The sequence below is a fragment of the Achromobacter sp. CSND-B12 genome, from assembly GCF_052906545.1.
In genome coordinates this window covers 4,099,720-4,114,293 of record NZ_JBREGJ010000001.1, presented here as the reverse complement: position 1 = coordinate 4,114,293, position 14,574 = coordinate 4,099,720, and the positions used below count along the sequence as shown (strand labels likewise).

General features: G+C 70.1%; 15 protein-coding genes. 7 read left to right on the top strand and 8 right to left on the bottom strand.

Annotation, left to right across the window (positions count from 1 at the left end):
• Positions 1–40: 40 nt before the first annotated feature.
• Positions 41–1,090, bottom strand: coding sequence for a phosphoribosylformylglycinamidine cyclo-ligase (gene purM / locus ACUTAG_RS19360; protein ID WP_054513469.1), 1,050 nt, complete (start codon positions 1,088–1,090; stop codon positions 41–43).
• A gap of 316 nt (positions 1,091–1,406) precedes the next feature.
• On the opposite strand from purM, the gene hda reads away from it, so the two are divergent.
• Genes hda through ACUTAG_RS19340 form a run of 4 tightly spaced genes read left to right on the top strand, consistent with a single transcriptional unit; the run spans position 1,407 to position 4,676 of the window.
• The gene (gene hda, locus ACUTAG_RS19355; RefSeq protein WP_006388889.1) at positions 1,407–2,108 is read left to right on the top strand and encodes a DnaA regulatory inactivator Hda; all 702 of its coding nucleotides are present in this window, start codon (positions 1,407–1,409) and stop codon (positions 2,106–2,108) included.
• Positions 2,105–2,803 (top strand): HAD family hydrolase, encoded by a 699-nt coding sequence (locus ACUTAG_RS19350; RefSeq protein ID WP_429942251.1) that lies wholly within the window; start codon positions 2,105–2,107, stop codon positions 2,801–2,803. The genes hda and ACUTAG_RS19350 overlap by 4 nt, the downstream gene beginning before the upstream one ends.
• Positions 2,804–4,189, top strand: a complete 1,386-nt coding sequence (gene pcnB / locus ACUTAG_RS19345; protein ID WP_020925062.1) for a polynucleotide adenylyltransferase PcnB — start codon at positions 2,804–2,806, stop codon at positions 4,187–4,189. It abuts the gene before it with no gap.
• Positions 4,190–4,193: 4 nt separating this feature from the next.
• On the top strand, positions 4,194–4,676 hold the full coding sequence (locus ACUTAG_RS19340) for a 2-amino-4-hydroxy-6-hydroxymethyldihydropteridine diphosphokinase (RefSeq protein ID WP_020925063.1): 483 nt from the start codon (positions 4,194–4,196) through the stop codon (positions 4,674–4,676).
• 66 nt (positions 4,677–4,742) lie between these two features.
• Here the strand turns inward: ACUTAG_RS19340 and ACUTAG_RS19335 are convergent, their stop codons facing one another.
• The 4 genes from ACUTAG_RS19335 to ACUTAG_RS19320 are packed head-to-tail and all read right to left on the bottom strand — an operon-like array spanning position 4,743 to position 8,545.
• Positions 4,743–5,639 (bottom strand): sugar kinase, encoded by an 897-nt coding sequence (locus tag ACUTAG_RS19335; protein WP_006388885.1) that lies wholly within the window; start codon positions 5,637–5,639, stop codon positions 4,743–4,745.
• A gap of 55 nt (positions 5,640–5,694) precedes the next feature.
• Complete coding sequence (locus ACUTAG_RS19330) at positions 5,695–6,528, bottom strand: HpcH/HpaI aldolase/citrate lyase family protein (protein WP_047992599.1); 834 nt, start codon at positions 6,526–6,528, stop codon at positions 5,695–5,697.
• A complete protein-coding gene (locus ACUTAG_RS19325; RefSeq protein ID WP_054484508.1) occupies positions 6,525–7,718 on the bottom strand; it encodes a CaiB/BaiF CoA transferase family protein in 1,194 nt (397 codons plus the stop codon). Before ACUTAG_RS19325 ends, ACUTAG_RS19330 begins: the two co-directional genes overlap by 4 nt.
• Positions 7,715–8,545, bottom strand: coding sequence for an FAS1-like dehydratase domain-containing protein (locus tag ACUTAG_RS19320; protein WP_054473645.1), 831 nt, complete (start codon positions 8,543–8,545; stop codon positions 7,715–7,717). The genes ACUTAG_RS19325 and ACUTAG_RS19320 overlap by 4 nt, the downstream gene beginning before the upstream one ends.
• 136 nt (positions 8,546–8,681) lie before the next feature.
• Between ACUTAG_RS19320 and ACUTAG_RS19315 the strand changes: the two genes are divergently transcribed.
• The gene (locus ACUTAG_RS19315) at positions 8,682–9,575 is read left to right on the top strand and encodes a LysR substrate-binding domain-containing protein (RefSeq protein ID WP_049055670.1); all 894 of its coding nucleotides are present in this window, start codon (positions 8,682–8,684) and stop codon (positions 9,573–9,575) included.
• Between the two features lie 95 nt (positions 9,576–9,670).
• On the opposite strand, the gene paaG is transcribed toward ACUTAG_RS19315, so the two are convergent.
• From paaG to ACUTAG_RS19300, 3 genes are read right to left on the bottom strand one after another with little or no spacing between them, the layout of a single operon-like run.
• Positions 9,671–10,471, bottom strand: a complete 801-nt coding sequence (gene paaG, locus ACUTAG_RS19310) for a 2-(1,2-epoxy-1,2-dihydrophenyl)acetyl-CoA isomerase PaaG (protein ID WP_054473646.1) — start codon at positions 10,469–10,471, stop codon at positions 9,671–9,673.
• Positions 10,468–11,580 carry an acyl-CoA dehydrogenase family protein gene (locus ACUTAG_RS19305; protein ID WP_054473648.1) on the bottom strand — a complete coding sequence of 371 codons (1,113 nt, stop codon included), beginning with the start codon at positions 11,578–11,580 and terminating at the stop codon, positions 10,468–10,470. The genes paaG and ACUTAG_RS19305 overlap by 4 nt, the downstream gene beginning before the upstream one ends.
• A 29-nt stretch (positions 11,581–11,609) precedes the next feature.
• Positions 11,610–12,800: an acyl-CoA dehydrogenase family protein gene (locus ACUTAG_RS19300; protein ID WP_054473649.1), complete on the bottom strand. Its 1,191-nt coding sequence runs from the start codon at positions 12,798–12,800 to the stop codon at positions 11,610–11,612.
• A 194-nt stretch (positions 12,801–12,994) separates the two neighbouring features.
• On the opposite strand from ACUTAG_RS19300, the gene ACUTAG_RS19295 reads away from it, so the two are divergent.
• Positions 12,995–13,393, top strand: a complete 399-nt coding sequence (locus ACUTAG_RS19295; protein ID WP_047992605.1) for a Zn-ribbon domain-containing OB-fold protein — start codon at positions 12,995–12,997, stop codon at positions 13,391–13,393.
• Entirely contained in the window at positions 13,390–14,562 is a 1,173-nt protein-coding gene (locus ACUTAG_RS19290) for a thiolase (RefSeq protein ID WP_446650277.1), read from the top strand. The genes ACUTAG_RS19295 and ACUTAG_RS19290 overlap by 4 nt, the downstream gene beginning before the upstream one ends.
• The last annotated feature ends 12 nt before the right edge of the window (positions 14,563–14,574 follow it).

The window sequence follows — 14,574 nt, the reverse complement described above, 5'->3', positions numbered from 1 at the left end:
CCGCCACCAGGGCGGGTTGTTGATTGCGAGGCCAGCCGGCTCAGACCACCACGGTCTGGGGCATGCCTTCGGTCTGCGCGACGATCTCGCCCAGCTTGCTGACGGTTTCGCCCTGCTCGCGCAGCGTGGCGGCGATGGCGTCGGCCTGGGCCGGATCCACCACCAGCACCATGCCGATGCCGCAGTTGAAGACGCGGTACATCTCGGTGTCCTCGACGCCGCCCTGCTCCTGCAGCCACTGGAACAGCTTGGGCATTTCCCAACTGTCGCGCCGCAGGCGGGCCGACAGGCCGTCCTGCAGGATGCGCGGCACGTTGTCGAGCAGGCCGCCGCCGGTGATGTGGGCCAGGCCCTTGATGGCGGCGCCGTGCTTGGCCAGCGCGGCCAGCACCTGCTTGACGTAGATGCGGGTGGGGGCCATGACCACGTCGACCAGCGGCTGGCCGTGGAAGTCGTCGTCGGGCTTGGCGCCGGCGCGCTCCAGGATCTTGCGCAGCAGCGAATAGCCGTTCGAGTGCGCGCCGCTGGACGCCAGGCCCAGCACCACGTCGCCGACCTTGATCGACTTGCCGTCGATGATGGCCGACTTCTCGACCGCGCCCACCGCGAACCCAGCCAGGTCGTATTCGCCGTCGGGGTACATACCCGGCATTTCGGCGGTTTCGCCGCCGATCAGGGCGCAGCCCGACAGTTCGCAGCCCTTGGCGATGCCGCCCACCACCGACGCCGCCGTGTCCACCGAAAGCTTGCCGCAACCGAAGTAATCCAGGAAGAACAGCGGCTCGGCGCCCTGCACCAGGATGTCGTTGACGCTCATCGCCACCAGGTCGATGCCGACGGTGTCGTGGCGGTTCCAGTCGAACGCCAGGCGCAGCTTGGTACCGACGCCGTCGGTGCCCGAGACCAGCACGGGCTCCTTGTAGTTCTTGGGCACTTCGAACAGGCCGCCAAAGCCGCCGATACCGGCCAGCACCCCGGGGCGCATGGTGCGCGCCGCAAGCGGTTTGATACGGTCGACCAGGGCGTCGCCCGCGTCGATGTCGACACCGGCGTCACGGTAGGTCAGGGGAGCTTTGGGTTGATTCGTCATGAGAAATGCCGTGGGATATGTAACAATTGCTGGGAATTGGGGTGGAACGCCCTGCATTTTACGATGTTGCGGCCCGGTCCTGGCCAGCGCCCGGCGAAAGCCGCCAGCGGCGGGCGGGACGGCTCCGGCCCGGCGCGGCGCCATTTTGGCGCAAACCCAAGCCAGGCAAAGGGCTTGGACGCGACACCGGCGCCCCGGGTGGTTTAAAGTGTAGGGTTGGCCGATAGCGATTTTGCCAGTTTCTGGCGGGCAACGCCGCCGCCGGCCATGGGCTCACCCCGGAGCCTGGCTCTACCCGCCTGATCGATAACCTCTCATGAACCGCCAGCTGCTGCTCGACGTTCTTCCCGCGCCAGCGCCCTCGCTGAACAATTTCATCGCCGGTCCCAACGGAGAGGCGCTGGCGGCCGTGCGCACGCTCGCTCCCGGCCGCGCGCTGTACATCTGGGGCTCGGCCGGCTGTGGCCGCAGCCATCTGCTGCGCGCGCTGACCGCGCGCCCCGACGCCGTCTACATCGAAGCGGCCAACAGCGCCAACATCCTGCGCGTGCTGGCCGAGGCCGATTCCAAGTCGCCCATGCCCAAGTTCGTGGCGGTGGACGACGTGCACCTCATGGACGAGCACCGCCAGGCAGGCCTCTTTGCCCTGTACAACCGCTGGCGCGAATCGGCCGCCACCGGCCGCGCCTTCGCGCTGGCCGTGGCCGGCGACCGCTCGACGCTGTCGATGCCGCTGCGCGAAGACCTGCGCACCCGGCTGGGCTGGGACCTGGTGTTCCGCCTCGATCCCCTTTCCGACGCCGACAAGCTGGCGGCGCTGGCGGCCCAGGCGGCCGAACGCGGCCTGCACCTGGCGCCCGAAATCATCAACTGGATGTTGACGCACCACGAGCGCGACATCCGCAAGCTGGCGGCGTTGCTGGACGCGCTGGACCGCTACTCCCTGGCCACCGGCCGTCCCATCACCCTGCCCCTGCTGCGCGCCATGCTCGCAGACCCCGATTCGCAACGCACATGACCTCCCGACGTCTCGCCCTGTTCGACCTGGATCACACCCTGCTGCCGCTGGACAGCGACTACCAATGGGCCGACTACCTGGCGCGCACCGGCCGCGCCGGCGATCCCGCCGAGGCCCGCCGCCAGAACGACGACCTGATGGACCGCTACAACCGCGGCGAGCTCACCGCCGAGCAGGCAGCCGAGTTCATGCTGGGGCTGCTGGCGGCGCACGCGCCGTTCGAGCTGGCCGCCTGGCACGAGGATTTCATGACCGAGGTCATCCGCCCGTCGATCACGCCCGCCGCGCGCGCGCTGGTCGAATCGCACCTGATGGCGGGTGATCTGTGCGCCGTGGTCACCGCCACCAACAGTTTCGTCACCGCCCCCATCGCCCGCGCCTTCGGCATCCCCCACCTGGTGGCCACCGACGCCGAAGTCCAGCGCGGCCGCTACACCGGCCGCATCCTCGGCACCCCCAGCTTCAAGGAAGGCAAGGTCGTGCGCGTCAACGACTGGCTGGCGGCCATGGGCCTGGGGCTTGCGGATTTCCCCGAATCGTTTTTCTATAGTGATTCGGTCAACGATGTCCCGCTGCTCGAAAAGGTGACCCGCCCGATCGCCGCCAACCCCAGCCCCGCCCTGCGCGCCATCGCGCAGGAACGCGGCTGGCAAGTGATCGATCTGTTCGACCACGTCATGGATGCCAAGTCCTAAATGATCACCGAAACCATAAAAAAATTCGTCGGCCGACTGTTCGCGCCGGCAGCCCGGGGGCCTTTGCGCATCGGACGCGACAAGCACGGCATCGACCGCCGCAACGTCTCGCGCCACGCCATCAAGGTATGCGAGGTGCTGCGCCAGCATGGCTATGAAGCCTATATCGTCGGCGGCGCGGTGCGCGACCTGATCGTCGGCCTGGAACCCAAGGACTTCGACGTCGCCACCAACGCCACGCCCGAGCAGATCCGCCCGCTGTTCCGCCGCGCCCGCATCATCGGCCGCCGCTTCCAGCTGGTGCACGTGGTGTTCGGCCAGGAAATCATCGAGACCTCCACCTTCCGCGCGCCCGCCTCGGAAGACCAGGAAACCGACGCGCACGGCCGCATCCTGCGCGACAACGTGTTCGGCACGCACGAGGAAGACGCGGCGCGCCGCGACTTCACCATGAACGCGCTGTACTACGACCCGCACAACGAGGAAGTCATCGACTTCCACAACGGCGTGGCCGACCTGAAAAAGCGCCAGATCCGCATGATCGGCGACCCGGCCAAGCGCTACCGCGAAGATCCGGTGCGCATGCTGCGCGCGGTGCGTTTCGCCGCCAAGCTGAACGGCACGATCGACCCGGCCACGCGCCAGCCGATCCGCACCATGGCCGACCTGATCGAGAACGTGCCGGCTTCGCGCCTGTTCGACGAGATGCTCAAGCTGCTGACCTGCGGCCACGCCATGGACTGCCTGCGCCAGCTGCGCGCCGACGGCCTGCACAACGGCCTGCTGCCGCTGCTGGACGTGGTGCTGGAACAGCCGGGCGGCGAGCACTTCGTGGAACTGGCGCTGGAACGCACCGACGCCCGCGTGCGCGCCGGCAAGACCATCAGCCCCAGCTTCCTGTTCGCCGCGCTGCTGTGGCAACAGGTGGAGGTGCGCTGGAAGCAGCTGCGCGCCCAGGGCGAACACACCATCCCGGCGCTGTCGCAGGCCGCCGACTCGGTGCTCGACGAGCAGACCGAGAAGCTCGCGATCCAGCGCCGCTTCTCGTCGGACATGCGCGAGATCTGGTTCATGCAGCCGCGCTTCGAGCGCCGCATGGGCAAGACCATCTTCCGCATGATCGAGCAGCCGCGCTTCCGCGCCGCCTGCGACTTCCTGCAACTGCGGGCCGCCGCCGGCGAGTTCGACAGCGTGCTGGCGCAGTGGTGGATGGACCTGGCCAACGCCGACGACGCCACTCGCGCCGACATGATCGAGGAAGTCTCGCGCCTACCGCGCGACGCCAGCGACGGCCCGGCGCCATCGGCGCGCAAGCGCCGGCCGCGCCGCCGTTCGTCCTCGCGTGGCGCGGGCAGCGCCGCGGGCAGTGCCGGCGGCGCCGAATAAAGCCATGGCCGCCCCCGTGCGCGCCTACATCGGGCTGGGCGCCAACCTGGGCGACAGCGCGGCAACGTTGCGCAGCGTGCTGGCCGAGCTGGCCGCCACCGACGGCATCATCGCGGTGACGGCCTCGCCGTTCTACCGCACGGCGCCGGTGGACGCCACCGGCCCGGACTTCGTCAACGCGGTCGCCGCGCTCGACACCACGCTGGCGCCTCTCGACCTGCTGGATCTGCTGCAGGCGCTGGAATTGCGCCATGGCCGTGAGCGGCCCTATCGCAACGCGCCGCGTACCCTCGACCTGGACCTGCTGCTGCATGGCGACGCCGCCATGGCGCATGAGCGCCTGGTCCTGCCTCACCCGCGCATGCAGTTGCGCGCTTTCGTGCTGCGTCCGCTGCGCGACCTGGCGCCGACGCTGACGCTGGCCGGCCGCGGCCTCGACGCCTGGCTCGGCGACATCACCGACCAGCCGATCGAACGGCTGGACTGAACAGCGCCTGGCGGCACGGTTGCCGCCGCCTTCCTGATTACCTTGAAGATCGGCCCTGCGGCCGCGTCACGCCTTGGGCGCGAACGCCAGCATGGCGCGTTCGACGTCGTCCACGCCGGGCAGTCCGGCCTCGTTGCCCAGGTGCTGGATCTTGTGCGCCGAGGCGGCGCGGGCGAAGGTGAAGTGTTCCTGCCAGGCCAGCTCGGGCCGGTTGACGTACGACCAGACATAGGCGCCGTGGAACACGTCGCCCGCGCCGGAGGTATCGATGATGCGGTCGGCCGGCACGTCCAGCGACGGCAGCGTGTCGACCGCGCCGGTTTCGTCGTACCAGAGCATGCCGCGCTCGCCCAGCGTCACCGCCCCGATGCGGCATCCTCGCTGTTTCAGCAGGTCCAGCAAGCCATGCGGCGACAGGTCCAGCTGCTCGCACATGCGTTCGGCGCAGACGGCCACGTCGATATGGCGCAGCAGTTCGTCGGTGTTCTCTCGCACGCCGCCGCCATCGAGCGAGGTCAGGATGCCGGCCTGGCGGCAGGCGCGCGCATAGTGCAGCGCGGCGTCGGGCTGGTGGCCGTCCAGGTGCAGCGCGCGGTAGCCGCTGACGTCCAGGCGCGGGAAATCGTTCAGGTAGTCGGCATCGCGCGCCCGCACGATGGCGCGCTTGCCATGGTTGGGCATGATGAACGACAGCGACGAGCGCCGCACCTGGCGCCCGTGCAGCGTGACGCCGTGCGCGGCCGCCATGTCGGTGTACATGTGGCCGAGCCAGTCCGGCGCCAGCGAGCAGATAAGGTCGGGCTTCGTGCCCAGCCTGCCGCAGGCGAACGCCGCGGTGACGGCATTGCCGCCGAACGACACGGCGTAGTCGCGCGCCACGCTTTTCTCGTCGCCGGTGGGCCATTCGTCGGCCAGCACGGTGACGTCGATGTAGGTATGCCCGATGAAAAGCGCTGCACTCATGAGACCGTCCGCGGAAAGGGTTGCCGGATTGTAGGCCGGACAACGCCGGACGGGATCAACCGGCGCTGGCTTCGCCGGCCTGCGCCAGCACGCGGCGGGCGCGGGTGATGACGGGCGCGTCCACCATCTTGCCGTCGAGCATGAAGGTGCCGGCGGCCTTGTCGCGATGCGCGTCGACCACGCGGCGGGCCCAGGCCAGCTCGGCCGGATCGGGCGCGAAGGCGGCGTGGATCACCGGCACCTGCGCGGGATGGATGCACAGCATGCCGCCGAATCCCATCTGCAGCGCGCGCGCGGCGGCGGCGGACAGGCCGTCCTGGTCCTCCACGCCCGGGAACACGCCGTCCAGCGCCGGCGCCAGGCCGGCGGACCGGGTATGCAGCAGCACCTGCACGCGGGCCTGGTCCAGCACGGTCTCGGCGCCGGCCGTGTCCGGCGCCACGCCCAGGTCCAGGCCATAGTCGAGGCTGCCGAACGCCAGCCGCGCCACGCCGGGCGTGCCCGCGACCTCGGCGGCGTTGAGGATGCCGCGCGCGGTTTCCAGGATGGGAATGACCGGCAGCCCGGTCTGCGCCACGTGGCGCACCTGCGCCAGGCTTTCGGCCTTGGGCAGCAGGATGCCGGCCACCGCGGGCTTGCCGCGGCAGGCCTTCAGGTCGTCGTCGTGCCACGAGGTGGAGGCGTCGTTGATGCGCACCCAGACCCGCGCCTGCGGCTGGGTGCCCAGGAAGTCACAGAGCGCTTCGCGCGCCGAGGCCTTGGCCAGGTGCTCGACCGCGTCTTCCAGGTCGACGATGACGGCGTCGGCGCCGCTGGCCAGGGCCTTGGGGATGCGTTCGGCACGGGAGGCCGGCACGAACAGCGCGGTACGAACGACGGAATGCATCACACCACCTCCGAAGCATGGAATCGCGCCACCTGTTCGGGCGCGTATCCCAATGATGCTAGCACCGCATCCGTGTTCTCGCCCACGGCGGGCACCGCCGCCATGCGCGGCGCGAAGGCGTTGCTGCTGGCCGGCGGCAGCAGCGCCGGCAGCGTGCCTGCCGGGCTGTCGACCTGGCTCCAGCGATCGCGCGCCCGCAATTGCGGGTGGGCCCAGACCCCGGCCATGTCGTTGACGCGGGCGTTGGCGATCTGCGCGTCCTCCAGCCGGTCGGTGACCTGCTGCACGCTGAGGTCGGCGAAGGCCGCCACGATCAGCGCGCGCAGGGCCTCGCGGTTGGCGGTGCGCAGCGAATTGGTGGCGAAGCGCGGGTCCTCGGCCAGTTCGGCCTGGCGCAGCACCTGGGCGCAGAACACGCGCCATTCGCGTTCGTTCTGCAAGCCCAGCATGATGGTGTTGCCGTCGCCGGTGGGGAACGGGCCGTACGGGTAGATCGAGGCGTGGGCCGCGCCGGCGCGCACCGGCGGCTTGGCGCCCTCGAACGCGTAGTACATCGGGAAGCCCATCCACTCGACCATGCTTTCGAGCATGGAGACGTCCAGGCGGCTGCCCAGGCCGGTCTTCTGGCGCAGCAGCAGCGCGTTGAGGATGGCGGAATAGGCGTACATGCCGGCCGAGATGTCGGCGATGGAACAGCCGGCCTTGACCGGGTCGTCGGCGGTGCCGGTGACCGACAGGAAGCCGCTTTCGCTCTGGATCAGCAGGTCGTAGGCCTTCTTGTCCTGGTAGGGACCGCCTTCGCCATAGCCGGAGATGTCGCAGACGATCAGGCGCGGATACTTGGCGTGCAGCGCCTCGAACGACAACCCCAGGCGCGCCGCGGCGCCGGGGGCCAGGTTCTGCACCAGCACGTCGGCCTGTTGCAGCAGGCGTTCCATGATGTCGCTGGCTTCGTCGCGCTTGAGGTCCAGCGTCAGGCTTTCCTTGGAACGGTTGGTCCAGACGAAGTGCGACGACAGGCCGCGCACGCGCTCGTCGTAGCCGCGGGCGAAGTCGCCCGCGCCGGGGCGTTCGATCTTGATGACGCGCGCGCCCATGTCCGCCAGCTGGCGGGTGCAGAACGGCGCGGCGATGGCGTGCTCGAGGCTGACGACGGTGATGCCGTCCAGTGGGCGGGGGGCTGGCGTGCTCATGCGGTGAACCTCAGTTCGGCCTGGTGGGCCAGCGTGCCGTCCTGCTCGGCCCAGAGCCGGGCCAGGCCCGGTTCCTCGACCCGGCCGGCCACCTGGAAAGGCGTGGGTGAAATCAGCGGCCGCAGGCCGCGGTACGACAGGTGCGAGGGACGCGCGCCGGGGTGGGCGCGCAGGAAGGCGGCGACCATCTCGGTGGCGATCAACGGGCCGTGCACCACCAGCCCCGGATAGCCTTCGGTGCCGGTGACGTAGGGATGGTCGTAGTGGATGCGGTGGCCGTTGAAGGTCACGGCGGAATAGCGGAACAGCAGCACCGAGGTGGGTTCGATGGTGTCGCGCCACTGGGCCTGCGGCGCCGGCTCGGTGCCGGTGAGCTTGGGCGGCGTGGGTTGGCGGTAGACGATGTCCTGCTCTTCCAGGATGGCCACCTCGCCGTCCTGGCGGTATTCGTGGCGCACCGTCACGAACAGCAGCGCGCCGGTGCGGCCGGCCTTTTCCTTGACGTCGGCCACCACCGAGACCCGTTCGGCCGGCACGCCCACCCGAAGCGGCTGGCGGAATTCGACGCGGCCGCCGGCCCACATGCGGTTGCGGTCCTGCGCCGGCGGCAGGAAGCCGCCGCGAGCCGGGTGCCCATCCGTCCCCAATCCGTCGGCCGCGACCGTGCTGATGAAGAACGCCCACTGCCACAAGGGGGGCAAGGGATCGCCCACGGCGGGCGCGGGGCCGCCCAGCGTGGCGGCGATGCGCGCCGCATGGCCGGGGTCCAGCGCGTCCGCCTGGCGCTCGCCGCTGCCGATCCAGCCGGCCGGGTCTGTCGATGTCATGCCGATATTCCTTTGATAAATGTCCTGGCGGCTAGCATCCCGCATGCCGCGGGCGCTGTGAATTCATTTTTACTCAAGGCCGGGTTTGGGGCGCCTGAATCGTGCGCCCGGCGCCGGCCGCCGTAATATAGGCGCCATGCACTTCGATCTCGCCGACCTCCGCCTGTTCATCCACATCGCCGAATCCCCCAGCCTGACGCAGGCCGCCAAGCGGGCGCACCTGTCGCTGGCCGCCGTCAGCGTGCGGATCAAGGCGCTGGAGAACCAGCTCAATACCCGCCTGTTGTACCGCGACAGCCGCGGCGTGGAAATCACCCCGGCCGGCCAGCGGCTGTTGCAGCACGCGCGGGTCATCATGCGCCAGGTCGATCACCTGAAGCACGACTTCCAGGAGCAGGCCGACGGCGATGCCGGCCACATCCGCATCTTCGCCAACACCACGGCGGTGACGGAATTCATGCCCGACATCCTGGCGCGCTTCCTGGCGGGCCACCCCGGCGTCACGGTCGACCTGCAGGAACGCCTGACCCGCGACATCGTGCGCGGCGTGCTGGACGGCACCACCGACCTGGGCATCGTCGCCGGCCCGGTCGACGCCCCTGAATTGCAGACCATCCACTTCAGCACCGACCGGCTGGTGCTGGTGGTGCCCAACGGCCACCCCCTGCAGGAGCAGGACAAGGTCAAGCTGGCCGACGCGGTGCGCTATCCATTCATCACCATGCACGAAGGCTCGACGCTGGTGGCGTTCCTGCGCGACCAGCTCGAGCGCATCGGCCAGCGCCTGCCGCAGCGCATCCAGCTGTACAGCTTCGACTCGATCTGCCGCATGGTGCAGGCGGGCGTCGGCGTCGGCGTGATCCCGGATTCGGCGGCGCGCCGCTATGGCGCGGAAATGAAGCTGCGGGTGGTGGAACTGGACGAGCCATGGGTGGTGCGCGAGCGCAAGCTGCTGGTGCGCGATATCGATGCCTTGCCCGGCTGCGCCCGCGAACTGATCGAACAGATCCGGCAGCCGGCGGCCGCGTGACGCGCTGGCGGCGGCAGGCGCCCCAGCCGTCCCGCGCGCCGCGATGCCACGCCCAGCAGGCTGTTCACACGACAAGGAGCCTCGCGCCGCGGGCCCTAGCGCCCGGTGAACGCTGGCGCGCGCTTCTGCGCGAAGGCGCGCATGCCTTCCAGGTAATCGTCGGTGTAGCCCAGTTCGCGCTGCAAGGCGCATTCCAGATCGAACTGCTGCGCCAGCGTGTTGCCGCTGGAGGCATGCAGGGCGGCCTTGGTGGCGGCATAGGCGCGGGTGGGTCCGGCCGCCAGCGTGGCGCGCACGTCGGCCAGGGTTGCCGCCAGCGCCGCGTCCGGCACGACGCGCCAGATCAGCCCCCACGCCTCGGCCTGGCGCGCGCTGACGGCCTCGCCGAACAGGGCCGCGCCCATGGCCCGCGCCGTACCCACCAGGCGCGGCAGGAACCAGGTGCCGCCCGCGTCCGGCAACAGACCGATCTTGCTGAAGGCCTGGATGAAGCGCGCCGACTCCACCGCGAACACCACGTCGCACGCCAGCACCAGGCTGGCGCCAGCGCCGGCCGCCACGCCGTTCATGACGCACACCACTGGCGCCGGCAGCGCGCGCAACCGCAGGATGAGCGGCTTGTACAGTTTTTCCAGGTTCTCGCTCAGGTCGCGGCGCGAGCCGTCCTCGGCCGGCTTGCGCTCGCCCAGGTCCTGGCCGGCGCAGAAGCCGCGGCCGGCGCCGGTCAGGATCACGCCGCGCAATCCGGCGTGCGCTTCCAGTGCGTCCAGCGCCCGCGCCAGTTCGGCGTGCATGACCGCAGTGAAGCTGTTCAGACGCTCGGGGCGGTTGAGCGTGATGACGCCCACGCCCCGCTCCAGGGTGAACGTGATCTGGGTATAGTCGGCGGCGCTCATGCCAGTTCCTCCAGCACCGCCAGTTGCTCGGCGCTGTCGCCCAGCAGCAGGTCCGCGACCGTCAGGCGCTTGAAGTAATCGCCGACCTCCAGTTCGTCCGTCATGCCCATGCCGCCGTGCAGCTGCACCGCCATCTGCGCCACCAGCCGGCCGGCGCGCGCGGTTTCGAGCTTGGCCGAGGCCAGCATGCGGCGGCGCTGCGCCAGGTCCGCTTCGGTCAGCGCGGCCACGGCCACATAGGCCATGGACAGCGCCAGTTCCTTGGCCACCAGCATCTCGGCCAGGCGATGCTGCAGCGCCTGGAACGAGGCCAGCGGCTGGCCGAACTGCTTGCGCGTCTTGAGATAGTCGACGGTGATCTCAAGCAACCGTTCCATCGCGCCCGCCGCATGGGCGCACAGCGCCGCCGTGCCCCATTGCAACGCCTGCGCCAAGGCCGCGTCGGCCGCCTCGCCTTGCGCCAGCAGGGCGTCGGCGCCAAGCGATACGGCATCGAAATCGAGCCGGGCGCAGCGCGCGCCGTCCAGCGTTGGCGTATCGGTGACGCGCACCCCGGCGGCCTGCGCCGGCACCGCCAGCAGCAGCGTGACGCCGTCTTCCCCGCGCGCGCTCACCAGCCAGGCCTGGGCCGCCGCGCCGTGCCACACCAGGTGCTTGGCGCCATCCAGCCGCCAGCCGTCGCCGCTGCGCGTCGCGCGGCAGCCCTCGGGATCGGCCTGGTAGCGGCGTCCGGGTTCCTGGTAGGCCACGCTGACCACCTTGTCCCCCGACGCGATGTGCGGCAGCCAGCGGGCGCGCGCCGCGTCGCCGCAGGCGCCGATCAATGCCGCGCCCATCACCGCGCTGGGAATCACCGGCTCGGCCACCAGTCCGCGCCCCAGCTCCAGGTGCACCGGCAGCAGGCTGGCCGGCACTTCGCCAAAGCCGCCCGCTTCCTGCGGAATGTTCAGCCCCAGCACGCCCAGCTCGGCCAGCGCGCTCCAGGCCGCCGGATCGAGCCGGCCCGCGGCCTCGCGGGCGCGGCGCTGCGGGCGGGTCCATGCCTGGTCCACCAGGCGGCGCAGGCTGTCGGCCAGCATGCGCTGTTCTTCGGTATAGAGGAAATCCATGCGTCGTTCCTTGCGGATGCGGGCCGGGCCTACAGGCCCAGCACCAGGCGGGCGATGATGCCCTTCTGCACTTCGGTGGTGCCGCCGTAGATCGAGGTCTTGCGCATGTCGGCATAGCCCGCGCCCGACGCCGCCGCCATCTCCGGGCCGGGGCCGTGATAGGCGGCATCGGCCAGCATCCATTCGGGGTCGTAGGGCCAGGCGTCGGGACCGGCGATTTCCATCTGCAGCATGGCCAGGTCCTGCTGGATCTCGGAACCCCGGATCTTGAGCACCGAGGCCTCCGGGCCGGGCGTGCCGCCGTTGCTGGCGGCCACGCGCAGCAGCAGCATTTCCAGCGCCATGATGTCGACCTCGATGCGCGAGATGCGGTCGCGCATGCGGCTGTCGGCCAGCAGCGGCCGGCCGCGCGAAGTGGCGCGCGCAGCCATGTCCTTGAGGATGCCGAGTTCGCGATGGCAATGGCCCAGGCCGGCGATGCCGGTGCGCTCGTGGCCCAGCAGGTACTTGGCGTACGTCCAGCCCTGGTTCTCCTCGCCCACCAGGTTGGCCACGGGCACCCGCACGTTCTCCAGCCACACTTCGTTGACATCGTGACCGCCGTCGAGCGTGCGGATCGGGCGAACGGTCACGCCCGGCGCGCGCATGTCCAGCAGCAGCATCGAGATGCCGCGCTGGGCGCGCGCGTCGGGATCGGTGCGCGCCAGGCAGAACATCCAGTCGGCGTACTGCGCCAGCGTGGTCCAGGTCTTCTGGCCGTTGACCACGTATTCATCCCCATCGCGCTCCGCGCGGGTCTTGAGCGAGGCCAGGTCCGACCCCGAGCCGGGCTCGGAATAGCCCTGGCACCACCAGTCCTGCACCCGCGGCATGCGCGGCAGGAAGCGCGCCTGCTGCTCGGCGCTGCCGTACTTCATCAGCACCGGGCCGATCATGGACAGGCCAAACGGCAGCAGGCGCGGCGCGCCGGCCTTGAAGCATTCCACTTCGAAGATCAGCCGTTCCAGCGCGTTCCAGCCGGTGCCGCCATGTTCGACCGGCCAGTTCGGCGCGCCCCAGCCCTGGTCGGCCAGGATGTTGTGCCAACGCACGTAGTCGTCGCGTTCCAGCCGCTGATGCCGGCGCACCTTGTCGCGGATGTCCCGCGGCAGCCGGTCGGCGGCGAACGCGCGCACCATTTCGCGGAACCGGATCTCCTCCGGCGTCCAGGTCAGATTCATGGCCTACCTCCTTTGGCGGCTATCTAGCCATGCCGACCCGGCGCCGGACAATCTGCGGTTGCGGAAGACCGCCTTTTGCCTCGGTGTAGGGCACGGGCACTACGGGCCGGCAAAAGGCCTGCTTCAGCAATGAAGAATGGCACCGGCCGGCGCCAGCCCCGACACTGGCGGCTCGTCCATCCGGAACCCATGCAATGACCGCAACCGACCCACGCGCCGCCGAAGGCGCCGAGGCGCAATACCGCCAGGCGCTCGACCAGGGACGCTTCCAGATCCAGCACTGCGACGCCTGCGACCGCGCCGTGTTCTATCCCCGCATGATCTGCCCGCATTGCGGCGCGGACCAGTTGTCCTGGCGCACGCCGGACGGGCGCGGCACGGTCTATTCCACCACCATCGTGCGGCGCAAGCCCGAGGCGGGCGGCGACTACAACGTGGCGCTGGTCGACCTGGCCGAGGGCGTGCGCCTGATGAGCCGGGTCGAGGGCGTGGCGCCCGATGCCGTGCGCATCGGCATGGCGGTGCGGGCCCAGGTGGCCGTGACGGAAGGCCGCGGCCTGCTGGTCTTTGTTCCCAACAAGGAGGCGCAATGACGCTGAACGATCTGCGCGGCGCCGTCGCGGTGGCGGGCGTCGGCCATGCCGGCCTGGGCCAGGCCAACGGCTACACCGAAATGGAAATCCTGGTGCAGGCGGCACAGCGCGCCGTGGCCGACGCCGGCCTGTCAATGCGCGACATCGACGGCATCTGCACCGCCAGCGTGGCCGCGCCGATGTGGGCGATGCCGGTCATCGAGCACCTGGGCATCCGCCCCAGCTTCATCGACAGCACCATGCTGGGCGGTTCCAGCTTCGTGGCGCACCTGCTGCCGGCGCTGCACGCGCTGGCCTCGGGCCAATGCAACGCGGTGCTGGTCTGCTATGGCAGCACCCAGCGCACCTCGACGCTGAGCCGCGCCGAGATCGGCCGCGTGCGCAAGCAGTTCGATCCGCAGCCCTACGAGACGCCGTACGAACCGTTGAGCCCGCTGTCGTCGTATGCGCTGGCCGCGGCGCGCCACATGCACCAGTACGGCACCCGCCGCGAACACCTGGCGCAGGTCGCGCTGGCCGCCAACCAGTGGGCCCAGCTCAATCCCGAGGCGCAGTTGCGCGAGCCGGCCACGCTGGAGCAGATCCTGGCCGCGCGCATGGTGTCCGATCCCTTGAGCGTGCGCGATTGCTGCCTGGTCACCGACGGCGCCGGCGCCTACGTGCTGGTGCGCGCCGACCGCGCCCGCGACCTGCCGCGCCCGCCGGTCTACGTGCTGGGCAACGCCACCGCCGTCTGGAACCGGCAGATCTCGTCGATGGAAGACCTGACCGTCACCGCCGCCAGCGTATCGGGCCGCCGCGCCTATGCCATGGCGGGCGTCTCGGCCCAGGACATCGACGTGGTCGAGCTGTACGACGCCTTCACCATCAACACCCTGCTGTTCCTGGAGGACCTGGGCTTCTGCGCCAAGGGCGAGAGCAAGGACTTCATCGCCGGCGGCGCCATCGCGCCCGACGGGCGGCTGCCGGTCAACACCAACGGCGGCGGCCTGTGCTGCGTGCATCCGGGCATGTACGGCGTCTTCATCATGATCGAGGCCGTGCGGCAGCTGCGTGGCGAGGCCGGCGCGCGCCAGGTGGCCAACGCCGAACTGGCGCTGGTGCACGGCAACGGCGGCACGCTGTCCAGCCAGGCCACCGCCATCCTCGGCACCGCCGCCACGCTTTGATTCCGACCGCAG

Coding starts and splice junctions, on each gene's coding strand:
- purM (WP_054513469.1), bottom strand. CDS start 1,090: ATGACGAATCAACCCAAAGCTCCCCTGACCTACCGTGACGCCGGTGTC.
- hda (WP_006388889.1), top strand. CDS start 1,407: ATGAACCGCCAGCTGCTGCTCGACGTTCTTCCCGCGCCAGCGCCCTCG.
- ACUTAG_RS19350 (WP_429942251.1), top strand. CDS start 2,105: ATGACCTCCCGACGTCTCGCCCTGTTCGACCTGGATCACACCCTGCTG.
- pcnB (WP_020925062.1), top strand. CDS start 2,804: ATGATCACCGAAACCATAAAAAAATTCGTCGGCCGACTGTTCGCGCCG.
- ACUTAG_RS19340 (WP_020925063.1), top strand. CDS start 4,194: ATGGCCGCCCCCGTGCGCGCCTACATCGGGCTGGGCGCCAACCTGGGC.
- ACUTAG_RS19335 (WP_006388885.1), bottom strand. CDS start 5,639: ATGAGTGCAGCGCTTTTCATCGGGCATACCTACATCGACGTCACCGTG.
- ACUTAG_RS19325 (WP_054484508.1), bottom strand. CDS start 7,718: ATGAGCACGCCAGCCCCCCGCCCACTGGACGGCATCACCGTCGTCAGC.
- ACUTAG_RS19320 (WP_054473645.1), bottom strand. CDS start 8,545: ATGACATCGACAGACCCGGCCGGCTGGATCGGCAGCGGCGAGCGCCAG.
- ACUTAG_RS19315 (WP_049055670.1), top strand. CDS start 8,682: ATGCACTTCGATCTCGCCGACCTCCGCCTGTTCATCCACATCGCCGAA.
- paaG (WP_054473646.1), bottom strand. CDS start 10,471: ATGAGCGCCGCCGACTATACCCAGATCACGTTCACCCTGGAGCGGGGC.
- ACUTAG_RS19305 (WP_054473648.1), bottom strand. CDS start 11,580: ATGGATTTCCTCTATACCGAAGAACAGCGCATGCTGGCCGACAGCCTG.
- ACUTAG_RS19300 (WP_054473649.1), bottom strand. CDS start 12,800: ATGAATCTGACCTGGACGCCGGAGGAGATCCGGTTCCGCGAAATGGTG.
- ACUTAG_RS19295 (WP_047992605.1), top strand. CDS start 12,995: ATGACCGCAACCGACCCACGCGCCGCCGAAGGCGCCGAGGCGCAATAC.
- ACUTAG_RS19290 (WP_446650277.1), top strand. CDS start 13,390: ATGACGCTGAACGATCTGCGCGGCGCCGTCGCGGTGGCGGGCGTCGGC.